At 71.1% G+C, this 21,969-nt stretch carries 19 protein-coding genes; 11 read left to right on the top strand and 8 right to left on the bottom strand.

Annotated features, from left to right (window positions below):
• Position 1 precedes the first annotated feature (1 nt).
• The gene (gene galU, locus ABZ078_RS04145; protein ID WP_356571404.1) at positions 2–904 is read right to left on the bottom strand and encodes a UTP--glucose-1-phosphate uridylyltransferase GalU; all 903 of its coding nucleotides are present in this window, start codon (positions 902–904) and stop codon (positions 2–4) included.
• A 131-nt stretch (positions 905–1,035) separates the two neighbouring features.
• On the opposite strand from galU, the gene ABZ078_RS04140 reads away from it, so the two are divergent.
• On the top strand, positions 1,036–1,617 hold the full coding sequence (locus tag ABZ078_RS04140; protein WP_356571402.1) for a 5-formyltetrahydrofolate cyclo-ligase: 582 nt from the start codon (positions 1,036–1,038) through the stop codon (positions 1,615–1,617).
• A gap of 79 nt (positions 1,618–1,696) precedes the next feature.
• Here the strand turns inward: ABZ078_RS04140 and ABZ078_RS04135 are convergent, their stop codons facing one another.
• A complete protein-coding gene (locus ABZ078_RS04135; RefSeq protein ID WP_356571400.1) occupies positions 1,697–4,471 on the bottom strand; it encodes a penicillin acylase family protein in 2,775 nt (924 codons plus the stop codon).
• Between the two features lie 240 nt (positions 4,472–4,711).
• On the opposite strand from ABZ078_RS04135, the gene ABZ078_RS04130 reads away from it, so the two are divergent.
• From ABZ078_RS04130 to mscL, 6 genes are all read left to right on the top strand, one after another.
• Positions 4,712–6,238: a potassium/proton antiporter gene (locus ABZ078_RS04130; protein ID WP_356571695.1), complete on the top strand. Its 1,527-nt coding sequence runs from the start codon at positions 4,712–4,714 to the stop codon at positions 6,236–6,238.
• 333 nt (positions 6,239–6,571) lie between these two features.
• Positions 6,572–7,864: an MFS transporter gene (locus ABZ078_RS04125; RefSeq protein ID WP_356571398.1), complete on the top strand. Its 1,293-nt coding sequence runs from the start codon at positions 6,572–6,574 to the stop codon at positions 7,862–7,864.
• A 67-nt stretch (positions 7,865–7,931) separates the two neighbouring features.
• Complete coding sequence (locus ABZ078_RS04120) at positions 7,932–8,249, top strand: FmdB family zinc ribbon protein (protein ID WP_356571396.1); 318 nt, start codon at positions 7,932–7,934, stop codon at positions 8,247–8,249.
• Between the two features lie 98 nt (positions 8,250–8,347).
• Entirely contained in the window at positions 8,348–9,190 is an 843-nt protein-coding gene (locus ABZ078_RS04115; protein ID WP_356571394.1) for an S-methyl-5'-thioadenosine phosphorylase, read from the top strand.
• A 156-nt stretch (positions 9,191–9,346) separates the two neighbouring features.
• On the top strand, positions 9,347–9,901 hold the full coding sequence (locus ABZ078_RS04110) for a hypothetical protein (protein ID WP_356571392.1): 555 nt from the start codon (positions 9,347–9,349) through the stop codon (positions 9,899–9,901).
• Between the two features lie 87 nt (positions 9,902–9,988).
• Positions 9,989–10,447 carry a large conductance mechanosensitive channel protein MscL gene (mscL, locus tag ABZ078_RS04105; protein WP_356571390.1) on the top strand — a complete coding sequence of 153 codons (459 nt, stop codon included), beginning with the start codon at positions 9,989–9,991 and terminating at the stop codon, positions 10,445–10,447.
• 4 nt (positions 10,448–10,451) lie between these two features.
• Here mscL and ABZ078_RS04100 read toward each other — a convergent pair whose 3' ends face one another.
• Positions 10,452–10,634, bottom strand: coding sequence for a hypothetical protein (locus ABZ078_RS04100; RefSeq protein ID WP_356571388.1), 183 nt, complete (start codon positions 10,632–10,634; stop codon positions 10,452–10,454).
• 115 nt (positions 10,635–10,749) lie between these two features.
• On the opposite strand from ABZ078_RS04100, the gene ABZ078_RS04095 reads away from it, so the two are divergent.
• The 4 genes from ABZ078_RS04095 to ABZ078_RS04080 all read left to right on the top strand — a co-directional run bounded on the left by ABZ078_RS04095 (position 10,750) and on the right by ABZ078_RS04080 (position 15,493).
• Complete coding sequence (locus ABZ078_RS04095) at positions 10,750–11,988, top strand: low temperature requirement protein A (RefSeq protein WP_356571386.1); 1,239 nt, start codon at positions 10,750–10,752, stop codon at positions 11,986–11,988.
• A gap of 114 nt (positions 11,989–12,102) precedes the next feature.
• Complete coding sequence (locus tag ABZ078_RS04090) at positions 12,103–13,143, top strand: P1 family peptidase (protein WP_356571384.1); 1,041 nt, start codon at positions 12,103–12,105, stop codon at positions 13,141–13,143.
• A 204-nt stretch (positions 13,144–13,347) separates the two neighbouring features.
• A complete protein-coding gene (locus ABZ078_RS04085; RefSeq protein ID WP_356571382.1) occupies positions 13,348–14,568 on the top strand; it encodes an Ig-like domain-containing protein in 1,221 nt (406 codons plus the stop codon).
• A 178-nt stretch (positions 14,569–14,746) separates the two neighbouring features.
• Entirely contained in the window at positions 14,747–15,493 is a 747-nt protein-coding gene (locus ABZ078_RS04080) for a DUF6227 family protein (RefSeq protein WP_356571380.1), read from the top strand.
• Between the two features lie 122 nt (positions 15,494–15,615).
• On the opposite strand, the gene ABZ078_RS04075 is transcribed toward ABZ078_RS04080, so the two are convergent.
• The 5 genes from ABZ078_RS04075 to ABZ078_RS04055 all read right to left on the bottom strand — a co-directional run bounded on the left by ABZ078_RS04075 (position 15,616) and on the right by ABZ078_RS04055 (position 21,813).
• Positions 15,616–15,870 (bottom strand): hypothetical protein, encoded by a 255-nt coding sequence (locus ABZ078_RS04075; protein WP_356571378.1) that lies wholly within the window; start codon positions 15,868–15,870, stop codon positions 15,616–15,618.
• 113 nt (positions 15,871–15,983) lie between these two features.
• Positions 15,984–18,122 carry a fructose-specific PTS transporter subunit EIIC gene (locus tag ABZ078_RS04070; RefSeq protein WP_356571377.1) on the bottom strand — a complete coding sequence of 713 codons (2,139 nt, stop codon included), beginning with the start codon at positions 18,120–18,122 and terminating at the stop codon, positions 15,984–15,986.
• A gap of 292 nt (positions 18,123–18,414) precedes the next feature.
• Positions 18,415–19,362: a 1-phosphofructokinase gene (pfkB, locus tag ABZ078_RS04065; protein WP_356571375.1), complete on the bottom strand. Its 948-nt coding sequence runs from the start codon at positions 19,360–19,362 to the stop codon at positions 18,415–18,417.
• Positions 19,359–20,120 carry a DeoR/GlpR family DNA-binding transcription regulator gene (locus tag ABZ078_RS04060; protein ID WP_356571373.1) on the bottom strand — a complete coding sequence of 254 codons (762 nt, stop codon included), beginning with the start codon at positions 20,118–20,120 and terminating at the stop codon, positions 19,359–19,361. Before ABZ078_RS04060 ends, pfkB begins: the two co-directional genes overlap by 4 nt.
• A gap of 235 nt (positions 20,121–20,355) precedes the next feature.
• Positions 20,356–21,813 carry an MFS transporter gene (locus ABZ078_RS04055; RefSeq protein WP_356571694.1) on the bottom strand — a complete coding sequence of 486 codons (1,458 nt, stop codon included), beginning with the start codon at positions 21,811–21,813 and terminating at the stop codon, positions 20,356–20,358.
• Between the last annotated feature and the right edge of the window lie 156 nt (positions 21,814–21,969).

The following is a 21,969-nucleotide window of genomic DNA, read 5'->3' as shown; positions in this document are numbered from 1 at the left end:
GCTACATCTCCTCGGCTACGTAACTGCGAAGCCAGGTCCGGAAGTCCGGGCCCAGGTCTTCACGTTCGCACGCGAGTCTGACAATGGCACGCAGATAGTCGCCGCGGTCGCCGGTGTCATAGCGGCGGCCCTTGAAGACGACGCCGTGCACGGGGCCGCCGATCTTCTCGTCCGCCGCGAGCTGCTGGAGCGCGTCGGTGAGCTGGATCTCGCCGCCGCGGCCCGGCTCGGTCGTGCGCAGTATGTCGAAGATGTGGGGGTCGAGGACGTAGCGGCCGATGACCGCGTAGTTCGACGGGGCGTCCGCCGCGTCGGGCTTCTCGACGAGGCCGCTGACCCTGACGACGTCGCTGTCCTCGGTCTCCTCCACGACGGCGCAGCCGTAGAGGTGGATCTGCTCGGGCGCGACCTCCATCAGCGCGATGACGCTGCCCCCGTGTCGCTCCTGGACCTCGATCATCCGCTTGAGCAGCGGGTCCCGGGCGTCGATCAGGTCGTCGCCGAGCAGGACCGCGAAGGGCTCCTGGCCGACGTGCGGGGCGGCGCACAGGACGGCGTGGCCGAGGCCCCTGGGGTCGCCCTGGCGCACGTAGTGCATGGTGGCCAGGTCGCTGGATTCCTGGACCTTGGCGAGCCGTTCGGCGTCGCCCTTCTTCTCCAGGGCGGACTCGAGTTCGTAGTTGCGGTCGAAGTGGTCCTCAAGGGGGCGCTTGTTGCGGCCCGTGATCATGAGGACATCGTCGAGGCCGGCGGACACGGCCTCTTCGACCACGTACTGGATCGCCGGCTTGTCGACGACCGGCAGCATCTCCTTGGGAGTGGCTTTGGTGGCCGGCAGGAAGCGGGTACCAAGGCCCGCCGCTGGGATGACAGCCTTGCTGATCCGAGGGTTGGACTGAGTCATGTCCGCAACCTTATCCGGTGCCTTAGGAGGGAATCTGGGGCTCCGGCTAATTGGCTCTCATATGAGCGCATTGGGAAGGATACGGGAGCGACTTGAGTCACAACGGACGTGGGACCGAGCCTGACAAGCGAATGTTGCGGCGGGAGTTCCTCGCGGTGAGAAGCAGGTTGACGGCGGATGACGTGCGGGAATCGGCGGGGGCGCTGGCGGCACGGGCACTGGAGCTGGGCGAGCTGGCGCACGCGCGCACGGTGGCGGCGTACGTCTCCGTGGGGAGCGAACCCGGCACGCTCACGCTGCTCGACGCGCTGCGCGCGCGGGGCGTACGCGTCCTGCTGCCCGCCCTGCTGCCCGACAACGACCTGGACTGGGGCGCGTACGCCGGAGAGGGCTCCCTCGCCCGTGTCCGACACGGCTCGAAGATGGCCCTCTTCGAGCCCACCGGCGAACGCCTCGGCCCGGACGCCGTGACCGAGGCCGACGTCGTGCTGCTGCCGGGCCTCGCGGTCGACGCGCGCGGGATGCGTCTGGGGCGCGGCGGCGGCTCGTACGACCGGGTGCTCGCCCGCCTGGAACGCGCGGGCGCCCGCCCCTCGCTCGTGGTGCTGCTGTACGACTCCGAGGTCGTCGAGCACGTCCCGGAGGAGGCGCACGACCGGCCGGTGCACGCGGCCGTGACGCCGTCGGGTGTGCGCCGCTTCCGGGCGCCCTGAGCCGCGTCCCTCATGCGAAAGGGCCCTCCACGCGCGCGTGGAGGGCCCTTCGGCCTGTCGGCCGTTCGCTGTCAGCGGGTCACGGCCTGAGCACCAGGGTGTCGCTGGTGCTCTCGTCGACCGCGCCGTCCGAGAAGGACCAGTCGAGCAGCTCGCCGTCGGCCCACTTGCCCGTCTGGTCGGTGTAGTGGGCGTTGTAGGCGTGCCCGGAGGCGCCGGTGAGGTTGATCCACTTCGACTTGTCGAGGTCGCCGAGGTTGACCACCATCCGCATCGACGGCACCCAGACGACGCCGTAGCCGCCCGCGGCGTTCCAGCCGGTGGCGTTGACCGTGCCCTCGCCGCCGCTGAGCTTCCAGGGACCGCGGTTGAGGACGTACTGCAGGAAGCCGGGCCCCTCGGTGCCGAGGGTCTGGTTCTTCAGGAACAGGCGGTGCAGCCGGCCCCAGCTCCAGGTGTCGATGTCCTTGCCGAGCTTGGCGGTCAGCTCCCAGCGGGCGTCGATCATGGCCCGCCTGAACAGCTGGTCGCGGTCGGTGGCCCCGGGGCGGGTGCCCGACTTCGACGTGCTCCACCAGTCGCTGTTCTCGTCGTCCATGAGGCTCCGGACGACCTCGAACCAGCGGTCGCCGCCGTCCGGCTGCGCCTGGTCGGCCTCGCGCTCGCCGCACTCGCGCACCTTGTCCGTCTCGTCGGCGGGGCCGGTGGTGTTGACGGGGTCGACATACAGGCACTGGCCCTTGACCCGCAGTTCCTTCGGCAGCTTGTTGCCGAAGGCGAGCTTGAGGATGTTGCGCCAGACCGAGTTGAAGTAGGCGGCCGCCGCCGAGTCGGCGTCCTGGGTGTAGTCCCAGCCCTCCAGGAGCTCCTGCGCGTCCCGGACGTCCGGGTCCTCGATGTCGATCTTCAGCAGCTTGGGCACGAGCAGCTTGGCGATCTCGCTGCTGTTGTCGAGCTGCATCTGGCGCATGTCCTCGGTGGAGATCTTGCCGCCGTCGTCGATCTTCGACTGGATCAGATCGGTGATGCGCTGGCTGCGGGCGCCGTAGCCCCAGTCCGTGGTGAGCGTGTAGGGGTACTTGTCCTTGTCGATCACCGCCTGGTTGGCGGTGACGATGTAGCCGCGGGCCGGGTCGTACTCGTAGGGCAGTTCGTCCTTGTCGATGTAGCCGGTCCAGCGGGACCTGGAGTCCCAGCCCGGCGCCGGGACGGAGCCGTCGTAGCCCTTCGCGCGCGTGGGGCTCTTTCCGGGCAGCGTGTAGCCGATGTGGTTCCTGGTGTCGGCGTAGATCAGGTTCTGCGAGGGCACGTCGAACAGGGCGGCCGCGGCGCGGAAGTCGTTCCAGTTCGCGGCCTTGTCCATGGCGAAGACGGCGTCCATGGTGGTGCCCGGTTCCAGCGCGGTCCAGCGCAGCGAGATGCCGTAGCCGTCGCCGCGGTCGGGGGCCGCGGTGTCGACGGTGGCCTTCTTGCCGACCTTCACGAGCTCGGAGCTGCGGTCGGAGAGCAGGGGGCCGTTGTTCGTCTCGCGGACGACGATCTTCTTGGAGCTGCCGCCGGCGACGTCGATGGTCTCCTCGCGCGTCTTGAAGGGGACCGTCTTGCCGTCGAGCAGGTAGCCGTCGCCGGAGAGCTTCTCCAGGTAGAGGTCGGTGACGTCGACACCGGAGTTGGTCATGCCCCAGGAGATGTCCTGGTTGTGGCCGATGATCACGCCGGGCATGCCCGCGAAGGTGTAGCCGCTGACGTCGAACTGGCACTTGCTGGACACCGAGCGGCAGTGCAGGCCCATCTGGTACCAGACGGACGGCAGCGAGGCCGACAGGTGCGGGTCGTTGGCCAGCAGCGGCTTGCCGGTGATGGTGTGCTTCCCGGCGACCACCCAGGAGTTGGAGCCGATGCCGTTGCCGTTCACGCCGACGGCCGTGGGGAGGCCGTCCAGGACCTTCTGGAGGCCCGCCAGCTGGCTCTGCAGACCGGCCGTGCCCGAGCCGGAGGAACCGGAGGCCGTGCCCGACGCGGCGCCCGTGGAGCCACCGGTGGAGCCGCTCGCGGACGCGGAGCCGTTCGGCTGGAACGTCTTGGTGACCTCGTCGTACGCGCCCGCCTGGACGATCGCCTTGTTCCGGCCGTACGGGTACTGCGGGTACAGGTCCGCGATCTCCTTGGGGCCGAGGCGGCTGGTCATCAGGGCGCGGTCGATCTCGTCCTGCATGTTGCCGCGCAGGTCCCAGGCCATCGCCTTCAGCCAGGCGATCGAGTCGACCGGGGTCCACTGCTCGGGCTTGTAGTCGTTGGTGAACCCGAGAGCCGCGTACTCCAGGGAGATGTCCTTGCCGCCCTTGCCCGCCAGGTAGGCGTTGACGCCCTTGGCGTACGCCTGGAGGTACTTCTTGGTGGAGGCCGACAGCGTCTTGTCGTACTCCTGCTCGGCGATCCGGTCCCAGCCCAGGGTGCGCAGGAACTCGTCGTTGTCGACCTGGCTCTTGCCGAACATCTCCGACAGACGCCCGGAGGTCATATGACGGCGTACGTCCATCTCGTAGAACCGGTCCTGCGCCTGGACGTAGCCCTGCGCCATGAACAGGTCCTCGTCGGAGGACGCGTAGATCTGCGGGATGCCGTAGCCGTCGCGCTTGACGTCGACGGGCCCGGACAGGCCGTCGAGCGTGATGGAGCCCTTGGTCTGCGGGAAGGAGGCGCGGACGGTGCTGATGGACCAGTACGCCCCGCCGGTGACACCTGCCACGACGGCCAGAACCAGCACGAGCACCATCAGACGGGCTCTGCGCCCCTTCTTCCTGCCGGACTTGCCGGGCTGCTGACCCGTGGAGGCGGTGGTGTTGGGGGGCATCGCTGTCCTTGCTGTCCTAACGCGAGCGGCGGCAAAGCGGGCTGTCCTTTTGAATGAGCGCTGGAGCAACCATAGGCGCAGGGCCCGGTCGGCCTTGACGCGGACTGGGGAACCAGCGCGGACGGGCGTTCGATCATGCACCGACAAGCGTCAAGAAATCGTCAAGAGTTAGGTAAGGTAACGAAGTAGTTGGGTACGAAGGACCGCCACTTCGTGTCCTATGTACGTGAGCCCACGCGCGTGTGCGCGGGCCAGGGAAGGGAACGGCCGCTGACTGTCCACGACCTCAACCAGCTCCTGCTCGTCTGCTCGCTCGTCCTGCTCGTCGCCGTCGCAGCGGTCCGGATCTCCTCGCGCAGCGGGCTCCCCAGCCTGCTCGTGTACCTGGGCATCGGCATGCTCATGGGCCAGGACGGAATCGGCGGCATCCGTTTCGACGACGCCGAGCTGACGCAGGTCATCGGCTATGCGGCACTGGTCGTGATCCTGGCCGAAGGTGGTCTCGGCACGAAGTGGAAAGAGGTCAGGCCGGCCCTTCCGGCCGCCTCGGCGCTGGCGCTGGCCGGGGTCACGGTGAGCGTCTCGGTCACGGCGGCGGCCGCGCACTACCTGGTCGGACTCGAGTGGCGACAGGCGCTCATCATCGGGGCGGTCGTCTCCTCCACCGACGCCGCCGCGGTCTTCTCCGTGCTGCGGAAGATCCCCCTGCCGGCGCGCGTGACGGGCACCTTGGAGGCCGAGTCCGGCTTCAACGACGCCCCCGTGGTCATCCTGGTGGTCGCCTTCTCCGCGCACGGGCCGATCGAGCACTGGTACGTGCTGCTGGGCGACATAACCCTGGAGCTGGCCATCGGCGCCGCCATCGGCATCGCGGTGGGCTGGCTGGGCGCCTGGGGCCTGCGGCACGTGGCGCTGCCCGCCTCCGGCCTCTACCCGATCGCCGTCATGGCCATCGCCGTCACCGCGTACGCGGCGGGCGCGATGGCGCACGGCAGCGGATTCCTGGCCGTGTACCTCGCCTCGATGGTGATGGGCAACGCGAAGCTGCCGCACTGGCCCGCCACGCGCGGGTTCGCCGACGGGGTCGGCTGGATCGCCCAGATCGGCATGTTCGTCCTGCTCGGCCTCCTGGTCACCCCGCACGAGCTGGGCGACGACATCCTGCCCGCACTCGTCATCGGGCTGGTGCTGACCATGGTGGCGCGCCCGCTGAGCGTCGTCGTGTGCCTGACGCCGTTCCGCGTCGCCTGGCGCGAGCAGGCACTGATGTCGTGGGCCGGGCTGCGCGGCGCCGTGCCCATCATCCTGGCGACGATCCCCATGGTGGGCGGCGTCGAGGACAGCCGCCGCATCTTCAACATCGTCTTCGTCCTGGTCGTCGTCTACACCCTGATCCAGGGGCCGACCCTGCCGTGGCTCGCCCGCAAGCTGCACCTCGGCCAGGACGCCGAGGCCACCGACCTCGGCATCGAGTCGGCGCCCCTGGAGCGGCTGCAGGGGCACCTGCTGTCCTTCGCCATCCCGGAGGGCTCGAAGATGCACGGCGTCGAGATCAACGAGCTGCGGCTGCCCCCGGGAGCCGCCGTCACCCTCGTCGTACGCGACGACAAGTCCTTCGTCCCGCTGCCCACGACGGTGCTGCGGCGCGGGGACGAGCTGCTCGTGGTCGCCACGGACCCGGTGCGGGACGCCGCGGAGCGCCGACTGCGCGCCGTGGGCGCCGGCGGCAAGCTCGCCGGGTGGCTGGGGACGAACGGGGCGACCTGACGGGGCGACCTGACGGGGCGACGTGACGGGGCAGCCTGACGGGGCCACCTGATGGGCTGCCGAAGGGCTGCTGGGGGCCGGCTCAATCGCAGGTGGAGCGCCGGGCAGTGCTCCTTTTCACAGGATCAACCGGCGCCGCTCCCTGTACTATGCAGGCGTTACCCAGATCAAACCAACTCTGCCTGACGCAGAGCTGGCGCGACCGTATGGCGGCCGCGACGCCCTTCCTCCATGGGCGCCGGCATCTACCGCAGTTTTGCGCAAGAGGACAGCTCTCGGCGCCGCCCCCCACCCGTAGGGGCCGCGCTACCAGGCGGCAGAAAGGCACGGGCCGTGGCATCCACGGTCACCAACGAGCCGTCGAAGGACTCGTCGGCCTCCTCTCGTCCGGGATACGGGCAACTGCTGCGCACCCGCGGCGCCTGGACGTTCCTGATCCCCGGTTTCGCCGCGCGCCAGCCGTTCGCGATGCTGACCATCTCCATCGTGCTGCTGGTGCAGCACACCACCGGCTCGTACGGCGCGGCGGGCGCCGCCGCGGCCGTCACCGGCGTCTCCATGGCGCTGTTCGCGCCCTACAGCGGCCGCCTCGCCGACCGCTACGGACAGCGCGCCGTCCTGATCCCCGGCGTGCTGATCCACACGCTGTCGGGTCTGACGCTGACGGCGCTCGCCCTGTCCCACGCGCCGCTGTGGGCGCTGTTCGCGGCCGCCGTGCCGACCGGTGCCTCGGTGCCGCAGGTCGGGCCCATGGTGCGGGCCCGCTGGGGCGTGAAGCTCCAGGGCTCGCCCCTGATGACGACCGCCGCGGCCTTCGAGTCGGTCACGGACGAGCTGACCTTCGTCGTCGGCCCGCTGCTGGCCACCGCCCTGTGCACGGCCGTCGACCCGGCCGCGGGCCTGGTCACGGAGGCCGGCCTCACCCTTCTGGGCGGTCTGCTGTTCGCCGCGCAGAAGGGCACGCAGCCCACGGTCACCGTCGGCGCCCACGCGCGCGTGGAGCACGCTTCCGCGCTGCGCGTCCCCGGCGTGCGCGTGCTGATCGTGACCTTCCTGGGCATCGGCTCCGTCTTCGGCGGCATGCAGGTCTCCCTCGCCGCCTTCACCGAGTCGATCGGCGAGCCCGGCCTGAACGGCGTCCTGTACGGCACCTTCGCGGCGGGCAACATGCTCTCCGGCCTCGTCTGCGGCGCCCTCGCCTGGAAGGTCGCCCCGCAGCGCCGCCTCGTCATCGGGTACGCCGCCCTGGCCCTGGCCGCGTCCGGACTGTGGGCCGCGCAGTCGGTGCTCGTGCTGGCGGGCCTCGGCCTGGTCGTCGGCATGTGCATCGCGCCCGCGCTGATCACCGGGTACACGCTGGTCGAGGGCCTGGTTCCGGCCGGCGCCCGCACCGAGGCGTTCACCTGGCTGACCGGCGCGGTGGCACTCGGCCAGGCAGCCGCCGTCACGGTCGCCGGACAGCTGGAGGACCGCTTCTGGGGCGGCGCCGGGTTCCTGGTGCCGATGGGCGGGACGCTGCTCGCCCTGGCGACCCTGGTGGCACTGCGCTCGCGGCTGGCGGTGCGGCCCCAGGGCCGTACGGTCGCACGTGGCGTGGGTCACCGGGTGCCGGTAGCAGTGGACTGAACGGCTGGAATACGTCACTATGGACCGTCGTTAGCACTCATCGAGTGAGAGTGCCAGGAGGAAGACAGTGCCCACCTATCAGTACCAGTGCACCGAGTGCGGCGAGGGCCTCGAGGCGGTGCAGAAGTTCACCGACGACGCCCTGACGGAGTGCCCCAGCTGCCAGGGCCGCCTCAAGAAGGTGTTCTCCGCGGTCGGCATCGTCTTCAAGGGCTCCGGCTTCTACCGCAACGACAGCCGCGGCTCCTCGTCGAGCAGCTCACCGGCGTCGTCGAAGCCGTCGACGTCCGACTCGTCCTCTTCCTCCTCCTCTTCGTCTTCGTCGTCCTCGGACTCGAAGTCGTCGAGCACCGGCACCTCCTCCAGCAGCAGCTCCGCCGCGTAAGCGCCGCTTACGCGCGCGTAGGACGCGTTTCTTACGGGACCCTGTCGTCACCCGGCGACGGGGTCCTCGGTGTTTCCCGGTGCGGTTAGGGTGCGGACATGGCGAACAAGGCGAACGTCGAACTCGGCGTGATCGGCGGCTCCGGCTTCTACTCCTTCCTCGACGACGTGACCGAGGTACAGGTGGACACCCCCTACGGGCCGCCCAGCGACTCCCTCTTCCTCGGTGAGATAGCCGGCCGGCGGGTCGCCTTCCTGCCCCGGCACGGCCGCGGGCACCATCTGCCGCCGCACCGGATCAACTACCGGGCCAACCTGTGGGCGCTGCGCTCGCTCGGCGCGCGCCAGGTCCTCGGCCCGTGCGCGGTGGGCGGACTGCGGCCCGAGTACGGGCCGGGCACGCTGCTCGTACCGGACCAGCTGGTCGACCGCACGAAGTCCAGGGTGGGGACGTACTTCGACGGACTGCCGCTGCCCGACGGCACGGTGCCGAACGTGGTGCACGTCTCCCTGGCCGACCCCTACTGCCCCACCGGACGCGCGGCCGCGCTGAAGGCGGCGCACGGGCGGGAGTGGGAGCCGGTGGACGGCGGCACGCTGGTGGTCGTGGAGGGGCCGCGCTTCTCGACCCGAGCCGAATCGTTGTGGCACCAGGCTCAGGGCTGGTCGGTGGTGGGCATGACCGGCCACCCCGAGGCGGCGCTCGCCCGCGAACTGGAGCTCTGTTACACCTCGTTGACGCTGGTCACCGACCTCGACGCGGGCGCCGAGACCGGCGAGGGCGTCTCGCACGACGAGGTGCTGCGGGTGTTCGCGGCGAATGTGGACCGGCTGCGGGGCGTGCTGTTCGACGCGGTGGCCGCGCTGCCGGCGAACGAGGAGCGGGACTGCCTGTGCGCCAAGGCGTTGGGCGGGATGGATCCGGGGTTCGAGCTGCCGTAGTGGTGGCGGGGGGCTGGGCGGCGTGGATGTGGAACGCCTCGTTCGGGTGAGGGAGTTGTCCACAACCGGCGGGTAGTCCACCGGCTTCGGCGGGCGGCGGCGCGATGGCGGATCGTGGGCTCGCAAGCCGTTCCGTCGTCGTAGGTGGTGGTCCCCATGTCCCTTGCTCCGTCGTCCTCTTCCTCTCCTGTTGCCCCGCTCCCCCTGGGCACCGACGCTCCGGCCACGTGCGAGGTGCCGCACTTCGCCCCCGTGCGGGTGCGGGGCGGGCGGTATCGGCTGCGCCGGCTCGTACGGCATCGGAGGCGGGCCGTGGCGGCCGGGCTCGCCGTCACCGCGGCGGCGCTCGTGGCGGCGGGTCCGCGGGAGGCGGGTCGGGAGGCCGACGGGGCGCGCGGGCATCCGGTGGCGGAGCCGGTACGCCAGCACCGGGCAGTCGAGAGGGTGTCCGCGCCGGTGCGGATCGCCGACGGGGCCACCGTGCGGCTGCTGCGGCCAGGTGACCGGGTCGACGTGATCGCCGCGGAGGAGACCTCGGCGGGCGGTGGCGCCCAGGTGGTCGCGCGCGGGGCGCGGGTGTCGAAGGTGCCGGAGCCGCTGGAGGCCGCGCCCGAGAGCGGGGCGCTGGTCGTGCTCTCGGTGCCGCGTGCCACCGCGGCGCGGCTGGCGGGGGCGAGCGCTACGGCTCGGTTGGCGGTGACGCTGTGCTGAGCCGCGATTGGACAGGATGGCGTAGCCCTGACGTAGGTTGCGGAGCGGTCTGTTCCACAACGTGTGCGTCCAAGGGGTGGCTCCGGAGTGAGCGAGAAGAAGGAACCGAGCGTCTGGCAGGGCTTCAAGGCCTTCCTGATGCGGGGGAATGTCGTCGATCTGGCCGTGGCGGTGGTCATCGGTGCCGCCTTCACCAACATCGTGAACGCGGTGGTGAAGGGGGTCATCAACCCGCTGGTCGGAGCGATCGGGACCAAGAACCTCGATCACTACAGCTCATGTCTGAGCGCGACGTGCGAGGGCGAGCAGGGGATCCGGATCCTGTGGGGCTCGGTCCTCGGCGCCACCCTCAGCTTCGTGATCACCGCGGCCGTCGTCTACTTCCTGATGGTCCTGCCCATGGCCAAGTACCTGGCCCGCGTGGAGGCCCGCCGCAAGGAGAAGGAGGGCGCCCAGGAGGTCATCGAGGTGACCGAGTTGGAGGTGCTCAAGGAGATCCGCGACGCGCTGGTCGCCCAGCGCGGCTCGGGGCACGACGAGCGCTGACGGCTCAGAGGTGGTGGGGCGGCTTCTCGTCGAGGAAGCGCTTCAGGTCGGCCGCGCTGTCGCCGCCCGGCCGCTCGCCCCATCCACGGTCCGTGTCGTCCGAGGACTGCTGGTCCAGCGGGTCGTCGAAGATCAGTGCGGGCTTCGGCTCGCGCGGCTCGGAGGCGGGGTCGGGGGCGGTGCTCATGCGTCCAGAGTACGGCCCCCGGGGCGCCAGTCCTCCGGACGGCAGCCCGGGGTCCTTGCGCACTTGTGAATCCCTGCGCAAGAAATTCCCCGCCCCTTCTGCTGTGCTTGATCCCATGATGCCCAGTTCCACCCCCGCGCCGGACTCCTCCCGCGCACACGAAAGCCACCGCCCGCTGCGCAGGCTCACGGCCCGTGGTCGTGGTGAGGCGCACCGGACCGCCACCCCGCTGGAGCTCCTGTTCGACCTGTGTTTCGTCGTGGCCGTAGCCCAGGCGGGCATCCAGCTGGTGCACGCCGTCGCCGAGGGACACGCGGGCGAGGGGATCCTCGACTACGCGATGGTCTTCTTCGCCATCTGGTGGGCCTGGATGAACTTCACCTGGTTCGCCTCGGCGTACGACAACGACGACGTCCTCTACCGGGCCGCCACCCTGATCCAGATCGCCGGCGTGCTGGTCCTGGCCGCCGGGATCTCCCGGGCGTTCGAGGACCACGAGTTCCTGGCCGTCTGGCTGGGCTATGCGATCATGCGGGTCGCCCTCGCGGCCCAGTGGCTGCGCGCGGCGCTGTCGAGTGAGGGCGCGGAGAGAACGACGGCGCTGCGGTACGCCGGCGGAGTGCTGTTGTGCCAGATCGGCTGGCTGGGCCTGGTGGTCCTGCCCGAGGGCGCCAGGCCCTGGGTGTTCCTGGTGATGGTCGTCGTCGAGATGTGCGTGCCGCCGTACGCGGAGAAGGACCGTCCCACGTCCTGGCATCCGCGTCATATCGCCGAGCGGTACGGACTGTTCACCATCATCGTGCTCGGCGAGACCATCGCCGCGGCCACGATCGCCGTGAAGACCGGCATCGACGAGAGCGACGAACTGGGCGAGCTGCTGCCGATCGCCACGGGCGGGCTGCTGATCATCTTCGCGGCGTGGTGGATCTACTTCGCGGTGCCGATCCACGGCCATCTGCGCTCCAACAGACAGGCGTTCCTGTGGGGTTACGGCCACTACCTGGTCTTCGCCTCGGCGGCCGCGATCGGCGCGGGCCTGGAGGTCGCGGTCGAGCAGGCCATCGGCAAGGCGCACATATCGACGCTGGCCGCGTCGGCCGCGGTGACCCTGCCGACGGCGCTCTATCTGCTCACCGTCTGGGCGCTGCACTCCCGTCACTACAAGATCGGCATCGCCCAGCAGCTGGTGCTGCCGACGGCGGCCCTGCTGGTGATCTGCTGCACGTTCCTGGGCGGCTGGGCGGTGCTCGCGGCCGGCCTCGTCTCGACGTTGACGGTGGCGGTCGGGGTGACGCTGACAGCGCGTACGACGGGCCATGAGGACAGGCAGCCGGTGCGGGCGCCGGTCGCCTAGGGTCGGCCGGTCGCCCGGGGTCAGCCGGTCGCCCAGGGGCATCCGGTCGCCCGAGGTCGGCCGATCACCCGGAGAGGGCATGGACGGCGCCGGTCGCTGGACGAGACTGGGCACATGACAGTTGACGCTCTGACAGACGTCGCGGGGCTGCGGGTGGGCCACGCGACCCGCACCGGCGACGGTTGGCTCACCGGCACCACGGTCGTCCTCGCGCCCGAGGGCGGGGCCGTGGCCGCCGTGGACGTACGCGGCGGGGGCCCCGGCACCAAGGAGACCGACGCGCTCGATCCGCGCAACGTCGTGCAGAAGGTCGAGGCGATCGTGCTGACCGGAGGCAGCGCGTACGGGCTCGACGCGGCGTCCGGGGTGATGGCCTGGCTGGAGGAGCGGGGCCGGGGGGTGCCGGTGGGGGTGGACCCGGCGCATGTCGTGCCGGTGGTTCCCGCGGCGTGCGTCTTCGACCTCGGGCGGGGCGGCGACTTCCGGGCGCGGCCGGACGCGGCCACGGGGCGGGCGGCGGTCGAGGCGGCCGCGGCGAGCGAACCCGGCTCACCGGTGCCGGAGGGCTGCGTGGGCGCCGGTACGGGAGCCACGGTCGGGCCGGTCAAGGGCGGCATCGGCACGGCGAGCACCGTCCTGGACTCGGGGATCACGGTGGCCGCGCTGGTGGTGGCCAACGCGGCGGGGTCGGCCGTGGATCCCGAAACCGGGGTCCTGTACGGGGAGTTGTTCCAGGGGCGCGTGGACTACCCGGAGACGACCGTCCACGAGGCCGCGCGCCGGCATCTCGCCGAGACGGCGGCGAAGAACGCACCGCCGCCGCTGAACACCACACTCGCGGTGGTCGCGACCGACGCGCAGTTGTCCAAGGCGCAGGCGCAGAAGCTGGCCGGGACGGCGCACGACGGCATCGCGCGCGCCGTGCGGCCGGTGCATCTGCTGAACGACGGGGACACGGTGTTCGCGCTGGCCACCGGGGAACGCCCGCTGGACGCCCGGCATCCCCTCGCCCTGAACGAGCTCCTCGCGGCGGGCGCGGACGCGGTGACGCGCGCGATCGTGCGTGCCGTGCGCGCGGCCGAGTCGGTGGACGGGCCGGGTGGAGTGTGGCCTTCGTACCGGGAGTTGTACGGGGATGCCCACGGCGGGCGCTGACGAGGCGCGCTGACGGAGCGCGCTGACGGAGGGCGCGGACGGAGGGCGCGGACGCGACGGTGTCCGGTGCCGCGCGGGCGATTGTCGCGGTTCTGTCACGTGATGGCGTTCACGGCGCACGCGGGGAACCCGCTCCGGTGACGGTGAGCTCTACCACCGTAGAACGGAACGGATCCCGCAGACCGCACGAAGATGGAGCAGCTCGTGACAACGCCGGACATAACAGCGCGGCGCGCGCTGGGTGCCTGTGCCGCCCTGATGATCGGCGCCCTGACCCTCACCGCGTGCAGCGGGAGCGCCGGCGCCGGCACGGAGGACGGCAAGGGCGGCAAGGACTCGCCCAGGACGTCCGCCGCGAAGATAGTGATCTCGGCGAAGAACGGCTCGACAGGAGCGTCGATCAACACGACCGGCGTGAAGGTCAGCGACGGCGAACTGACCGACGTGAAGATGACGGTGGCGGGGACCGGGCAGGACGTGCCGGGGTCCCTGTCCACCGACGGGGGCAGCTGGAAGCCGAAGGAGCAGCTGGAACGAGGGACGAAGTACCGGATATCGGCCACCGCGAAGGACGGGGACGGACGCAGGGCCGCCGCCGACTCGACCTTCACCACGGTCACTCCGGCCAACAGCTTCGTCGGCACGTACACGCCCGACGGCGGCACGAAGGTCGGCGTCGGCATGCCGGTGTCCTTCACCTTCGACAAGGCGATCAGCGACAAGAAGGCCGTGCAGTCGCACATCGAGGTCAGCTCCAGCAGCGGGCAGAAGGTGGTCGGGCACTGGTTCGGGACGCAGCGGCTCGACTTCAGGCCCGAGCAGTACTGGAAGGCCGGTTCCAAGGTCACGATGAAGATCGACCTGGACGGCGTCGAGGGCGCCGACGGCGTCTACGGCGTACAGAAGAAGACCGTCACCTTCACCGTCGGGCGCTCGCAGGTGTCGACGGTCGACGTCGACACGCAGACCATGACGGTGGTGCGGGACGGCCGGACGATCAAGTCGGTGCCGATCTCGGCGGGCAGTTCGGAGTTCTCCACCTACAACGGGCAGATGGTGATCTCCGAGAAGTTCAAGAAGGTGCACATGGACAGCCGCACCGTGAACCTCGCGGACGCGTACGACATCAAGGACGTGCCGAACGCGATGCGGCTGACGACGTCCGGGACCTTCATCCACGGCAACTACTGGTACAACAAGGGCAACCCGCCCTTCGGCCGTCAGGGCACCAGCCACGGCTGCGTCGGCCTGCGGGACGCGCAGGGCGGACAGGGGGACACACCCGCCAGGTGGTTCTACGACAACTCGCTCCTCGGGGACGTGGTGATCGTCAAGAACTCCCCCGACAAGACGGTGGCGCCCGACAACGGGCTCAACGGCTGGAACATGGCGTGGAGCCAGTGGGTGGCGGGCAGTGCCGTCTGATCCACCGAAGTGCCCTCCGGACAGGGTTTCTTGACACTTCGTCGGGCCGCGCGGGAACTTCTCGCGTGGCCCGCGCGTTTTACCGGACGTACGTTTTCTCGGTTCCCGGACATGATGTCCGACCGAGGGGCTACGGTATGCACCCACAAGGTGACATGCAGCAACGCCGGGAGAAACCTTGAGTGTTCCGTACGAGACGGCAGCGTACGAACCACCCGAGTCTCCGGAGTCTCCGGAGGAGCACCTCGCGCGACTCCTCGGACGCGCCCTGAACTCCTTCGAGTTGCCCGACGAGGCGATACGACGGCTCGACTGTGCGCTGGCGCACGACAGCTCACTGCACTCCGCGCACCACAGCGCGGGGCTGCACCGTGAGACGTACCGGCACACCTGGCTGCTCGCCGACGGCTCGGCGCTCACCCTGTGGGAGCTCGTGCACAACACGGCACGGGATCGGGCGCCGCAGCACGAGGTGTACGTCGACGAGGAGGAGCTGCGCGCCGCGACCGCGCGGCTGCCGCTGCCGCCGGACGCGCCGGACTTCGAACTGCCGGTGACGGTGCAGCTGTCGCCGATCCCCTCGCCGCGGCACGCGTACGCGCCGGACGACTCGGCGGACCACGCGCGCCGGCTCCTGCGCCGGGCGGAGAACGCCGACCGGCCGGACGCGGAGACGGCCGCGCTGCTGGCCACGGCGTGCGCGCACCAGATCACGCAGGCGTTCGGGCGCCCGTGCCGCGTGGGACGCGCCGGACTGTGCTTCTCGCTCTACGAGCACGCCTTCCTGCTGCGCGACGGCACGGAGGTCTCCCTCTGGGAGGTCGAGCACACGGCGACACCGGACGGGCGGCACATGTGCGAGGTGTACGTCGACGAGGACGCGGCACGGGACGCGATGGAGCGGCGGGCAGCGCAGGTGTCGTGAGCCCGGCGTCGCCGTTCGGCACGGGCGCCGCAAAGCCGGACTCGCCGGTCGGCGCGGGCGCCGTGGTGCCGTGCAGCCGGCTGGGCCGCTCCGTGCGGGTGGCGTGGCGTCGGCTGCTGCCGTCAGCGGCCGTCGCTGAGCTGTCGTACCAGTCCGGCGAAGGCGTCCCGTTCCGCCGGGGTGAGTTCCACTGCCTCCCGCTCGGGCGGGGTCTGTCGCTGGTGCGGGAGTGCGGAGAGCGCCGAGTTCGCGCGCCCCGGCGACGCGTTCGGGCGGCTGCCGCGAAGGAGGCGGACCAGCCCGATCACCCACAGCACGGCCGCCAGGGCGAGGACGACCGGGCCCAGCATCTGGAGGAACGAGACGTGCTCAGGCATGCGTTCCAGTAGACACCACGGTCCGGACCCAAAGGCCCGGACCGTGACGTATCTCGCAGGTGCCGCGAACAACTCACAGCACCCCAAAGGGACAAGTGGCGCCGGTGGGAAGGTTACGCGGCCACCGGCTGCTTCGCCTGCCCGGCCTCAGCCGCCGGGGACCCGGTGGCCGCGGCGGGCTCCGGGGCCGTCCTGCGCATCCCCTTCAGCAGGATGACCAGGCCGGCCGTGACCGCCGTACCGGCCGCGATGGCCAGCAGGTAGAGGAACGGCTTGCCGATGAGGAAGGTGACCCAGATGCCGCCGTGCGGGGCGCGCAGGGTCGAGCCGAAGGCCATGGTCAGCGCCCCGGTGACCGCGCCGCCCGCCATGGAGGCGGGGATCACGCGCAGCGGGTCGGCCGCGGCGAACGGGATCGCGCCCTCGGAGATGAAGGAGGCGCCCAGCACCCAGGCCGCCTTGCCGTTCTCGCGCTCGGCCGTGGTGAACAGCTTCTTGCGGATCGTGGTGGCCAGGGCCATGCCCAGCGGCGGGACCATGCCCGCGGCCATCACGGCGGCCATCACCTTCATCGCGGAGTCGCTCGGGTCCTGCACCGTGATGCCGGCCGTGGCGAAGGCGTACGCGACCTTGTTGACCGGGCCGCCCAGGTCGAAGCACATCATCAGGCCGAGCAGGATGCCGAGCAGGACGGCGTTGGTGCCGGAGAGGCCGCCCAGCCAGTCCGTCATGGCCTTCTGGGCCTCGGCGATGGGCTTGCCGATCACGACCAGCATCAGGAAGCCGACGACCATCGAGGAGAACAGCGGGATCACGACCACCGGCATGATGCCGCGCAGCACGGGCGGGATCTTGATCCGCTGGATGCCGAGGACGACGGCGCCGGCGATCAGACCGGCGGCCAGACCGCCGAGGAAGCCCGCGTTGATGTTGGCGGCGATCATGCCGCCCACGAAGCCGGGGACGAGACCGGGCCGGTCCGCCATGCCGTAGGCGATGTAGCCGGCGAGGACGGGGATCAGGAAGCCGAAGGCGACACCGCCGATCTGGAACAGCAGCGCCGCCCAGCTGTCGACCTGGAGCCAGTCGAAGTGCTCGGTGACCGGCACGGCCTTGTTGATCTCCCAGCCGCCGATCGCGAAGCCGAGGGCGATCAGCAGGCCGCCCGCCGCGACGAACGGGACCATGTAGCTCACGCCGGACATCAGCCACTTGCGCAGCTTGGTGCCATAGCCCTCGCCGGGCTCGCCCGCGCGTTCGACGGGGGTGCCGGGCCGGGCCGCCGCCGTGACCTCACCGCGGGCCGCCTTCTCACGCACCTCGGCGATGAGCTCGGCGGGACGGTTGATGCCCGCCTTCACGCCGGTGTCCACGGTCGGCTTGCCGGCGAACCGGTCCTTCTCCCGTACGGCCACGTCGTGGGCGAAGATCACGCCGTCCGCCGCCGCGATGACGGCCGGGTCGAGGCGGGTGAATCCGGCCGAGCCCTGCGTCTCGACGACGAGTTCGACGCCGGCCTCACGGCCCGCGTTCTCCAGCGACTCGGCCGCCATGTACGTGTGGGCGATGCCGGTCGGGCAGGAGGTGACGGCGACGATACGGAAGGGGCGCTCGGCCTCGGCGGCGGGGGCGCCCGGCGCCGAGGCCGTGGTGCCCGTGGTGCCCGTGGCGGCGTCGGCGGAGGCCGCCGCCGACGACGCCACGGAGTCTGTGGAGGCGCTCTGCGCGGCGCTCGCGCTGCCCTGCGCGCCCTCGGTTGCGGCACTCGCGCCTTCGGAAGCACCCTGCGCCGGGTCGGTGGCCGCGGGAGCCTCGTCCCCACGGATCAGCGCCGCCGCCGACGCCGCGTCGCCCGCCGACCGCAGCGCGTCCGTGAACTCGGCGTTCATCAGCTGCCGGGCCAGCGACGACAGGATCGTCAGATGGGCGTCGTCCGCGCCGGCCGGAGCGGCGATCAGGAAGATCAGGTCCGCGGGGCCGTCCGCCGCGCCGAAGTCGATGCCGGCGGCGCTGCGCCCGAAGGCGAGCGTCGGCTCGGTGACGTGCTCGCTGCGGCAGTGCGGGATGCCGATGCCACCGTCGAGGCCGGTCGGCATCTGTGCCTCGCGGGCGGCCACGTCGGCGAGGAAGCCCTCCAGGTCGGTCACCCGGCCCAGGGCCACCATGCGCTCGGCGAGGGCGCGCGCCGCCGCTTCCTTGGTGTCGGCGGACAGGTCGAGATCGACCAGGTCCGCGGTGATCATGTTGCTCATCGCGGGCTCCTTAGCACGCGTATCGCCCGGGGAGTCTGGTGGGCGGGGAGGGGGACGGGGGTGTGGAGGAGGGTGGCGGGAAGGCCGTGGGGGGCGCCAGGGGTGGAGGAGGAGACGGGAGAGGAGGAGACGGAGGAGGAGGGGGTGGGGAAGGCGGGGCCGGGGAAACCCCGCCTCCCCCGGGCGGCAGAGCGGCTCAGGAGGCCCTGCCGTCCGTCGGCGGCCGTGAGTAAGGGTGAGCTTCGCCGCTCACGACGCAGATCCGCAAGAACTGTGACAATCACGACATTCGTCATGGCGCCGGCTCCTTCAGTACGCGGTCCACCGGCACCTCGGCCGTGACCGTCACCGCCGCCAGGTCCAGGTCGCCCGGGGACGGCATAACGCTGCCGGGCAGCTGTACGGCCGCCGCGCCATGGGCGACCGCCGAGGCGAGGGCCTCCGGGCCGCTGCCGCCGGCGATCAGGAAGCCGGCGAGAGAGGAGTCGCCGGCGCCGACATTGCTGCGTACGACGTCGACGCGCGCGCTGCCGAACCAGGCGCCCGAGCCGTCGACCAGGAGCTGTCCGTCGGCGCCCAGGCTCGCGAGCACGGCGTGCGCACCCATCTCGCGCAACTCCTCGGCCGCCTTCATGGCGTCGCCCACGGTGGTCAGGGGGCGCCCGACGGCCTCCGCGAGCTCCTCGGCGTTCGGCTTCACCACGTCCGGACGGGCCCGCAGCGCTTCGAGGAGGGCGCGTCCGGAGGTGTCCAGCGCGATCCGCGCACCCCCCGAGTGCGCCCGCGCGACCACATCGGCGTACCAGGACGGCGCGAGCCCTCGGGGCAGGCTGCCGCAGCACGCGATCCAGCCCGCGTCGTGCGACTGCTCGCGCACCGTCTCCAGGAGCCGCTCCTGCTCGGCCGCGGACAGTTCGGGACCGGGCGCGTTGATCTTCGTCAGTACCCCGTCCGACTCCGCGAGCGCGATGTTCGAGCGGGTGGCTCCGGCGACCGGCACCGGCGCGACCTCGATGCCCTGCGCGTCGAGCAGGTCGGCGACCAGCGCGCCGGGGGCACCGCCCAAGGGCAGGACCGCGATCGTGCGCCGGCCCGCGGCCGCGACCGCCCGCGAGACGTTCACGCCCTTGCCGCCCGGGTCCATGCGCTCGCCGGTGGCGCGGATGACCTCGCCACGGTCGAGGGACGGAACCTCGTAGGTGCGGTCCAGAGACGGGTTCGGGGTGACCGTGAGGATCATGCGCGTACTACTTCCGTGCCGCCGCGCTCGATGGCGGTGGCGTCTTCGGGGCTCAGCCCGCTGTCGGTGATCAGCAGGTCCACGTCGCTCAGGTCGCCGAAGCGGGCGAAGTGCTCCTGGCCGTGCTTGGAGGAGTCGGCGAGCAGCACCACGCGGCGGGCCGCGGCCACGGCCGCGCGCTTGACCGCCGCCTCCGCGAGGTCCGGGGTGGTCAGACCGTGCTCGGCCGAGAAGCCGTTGGCCGCGACGAAGAGGACATCGGCCCGGATCTCGCCGTACGCGCGCAGCGCCCAGGCGTCCACGGCGGCGCGGGTACGGTGCCGTACGCGCCCCCCGATGAGGTGGAGCTGGATGCCGGGGTGGTCCGCGAGCCGGGCCGCGATGGGCAGGCTGTGCGTGACCACGGTGAGGGACGCCTCCAGCGGCAGGGCGGCGGCGAGGCGGGCCACCGTCGTACCGGCGTCGAGGATCATCGTGCCCTCGGTGGGCAGCTCGGCGAGGGCCGCCTTGGCGATCCGGTCCTTCTCGTCGGCCGCCGTCGACTCGCGCTCGGCGAGGTCCGGCTCGAAGTCCAGGCGCCCGGCCGGGATCGCGCCACCGTGCACACGGCGCACGAGCCCGGCCCGGTCGAGGGCCTTCAGGTCGCGGCGGATCGTCTCCGCCGTCACCTGGAACTCCTCGGCCAGCGACAGGACGTCGACGCGGCCGCCGTCACGAGCCAGTCGGAGGATCTCCTGCTGCCGCTCCGGTGCGTACATGTCCGCTCACCTCCGAACTGTGCCCGAACTTGTGGTTTCGCTGGGAGGCTACGCCCGGATTTCCGGAAAGTAAACAGGTTCGGGCTCAATCGGGCATGATCGGGCTTCCCGCCAGGTCAGAGCAGGCAGGATCAGGCAGGAACGGCGGGAGCGGAGACGACGAGGGCCCGGCACCGAAGTGCCGGGCCACTCCCCCGCCGTAGGACGCCGACGCCCTACAGGAATCCGACGTCCCTCAGGACACCAACGCGGGCTCCTTCTCCGTCATCGGCGACGGGTCCTCGGTCGCTCCGGCTCCCTCGACATGCTGTGCCGGACGCCTGGGCAGCGCGAACATCAGCAGGAAGATGACGCCCATCACCGCGGCCACCCAGCCCAGCGCGTGCTGGAAGCCGTCCACGAAGGCCGCGCCCGCCGCCGGGCCCCGGGCGCCCTCGGTCAGCCGGTCGTCGACGACGCCGAAGAAGACCACCGAGACCAGGCCCAGACCCAGCGCGTTGCCCATCTGCTGGACGGTGTTGATGAGGCCGGACGCCGAGCCCGAGTGCTCGCGCGGCACCTCCGAGAGGATCGCGTCCGTCAGCGGGGCCACGATCAGGCCCATGCCGACGCCCATGACGACCAGCGGCAGTGCCATCTGCCAGGGGGCGATGGCCAGGCCGTGGCGAGCGGACTCCCAGATGTAGAGCAGGACGCCGATCGCCAGCACCAGCGCGCCCGCCTGGAGCACCTTGCGGCCGAAGCGCGGGACCAGCTTCTGGACGGACAGGCCGGCCGCCGTCGAGACGGCGATCGAGAACGGAATCCCGGTCAGACCGGCCTTCAGCGGGCGCCAGCCCAGGCCGAACTGCATGTACAGCGTCCACACCAGGAAGAAGATGCCGAGCGCCACGCCGAAGACGGTCTGGACCGCGATGCCGGCCGCGAAACTCTTCACCTTGAACAGCGACAGTTCGACGAGCGGGGAGCCGTCACGTGCGGCCTTGCGCCTCTCGTACGCCACCAGCGCCGCGAGGACGACGAGTGCGCCCGCCATCGACACGTACCCCCACAGCGGCCAGCCCAGCTCGCGGCCGCGGATCAGCGGGTACAGCAGCATCAGCAGGCCGAGCGTGACCAGGGCGACGCCGACGAGGTCCAGCTTCAGGGCCTTCGGCGCCTTGGACTCGGTGATGAAACGGCTGCCGAGGATCAGTCCCGCGATGCCGACCGGGAGGTTGATGAGGAAGATCGGGCGCCACTCGAGGCCGAAGAGGTTCCACTGCGTCAGCAGTGCGCCGAGGAGCGGACCGGTGACCGCGCCGAGGCCGACGACCGCGCCGAACAGGCCGAAGACCTTGCCGCGTTCGTGCGCCGGGAAGGTGGCGTGCACGATCGACAGGACCTGAGGGACCATCAGCGCGGCCATGGCGCCCTGGAGGATGCGGGAGGCGACCAGCATCTCCGGGTTCACGGCGAAGCCGCACAGGGCCGAGGCGAGGGTGAAGCCGCCGATGCCGATGAGGAACAGCCGCTTGCGGCCGTGTATGTCGCCGAGCCGGCCGCCGGTGATCAGGCCGGCGGCGAAGGCGAGGGCGTAGCCGGCGGTGATCCACTGGATCTGGCCGAAGGTGGCGCCCGCGTCCCGCTGGATCGACGGGATCGCGATGTTGACGATCGTGACGTCGACGAGGTCCATGAAGGCCGCGGTCATCACGATCGCGAGGGCGAACCAGCGCCGGCGGTCGCCTGCGACGGGCGGTGCGGCGGAGGTCGCGACGCGGGTCGTGTCGGGGGTCGTGTCGGAGGTCGTGTCGGAGGTCGCGTCGGGAGTCGCCTGTTCTGTCACGCGGTCTTTCGGGGGAGCCGT

Origin of the sequence: Streptomyces sp. NPDC006385, from assembly GCF_040612485.1 — a bacterium.
In the GTDB taxonomy this organism is placed as follows: Bacteria; Actinomycetota; Actinomycetes; order Streptomycetales; family Streptomycetaceae; genus Streptomyces.
This window is presented reverse-complemented; position numbering and strand designations above follow the sequence as displayed.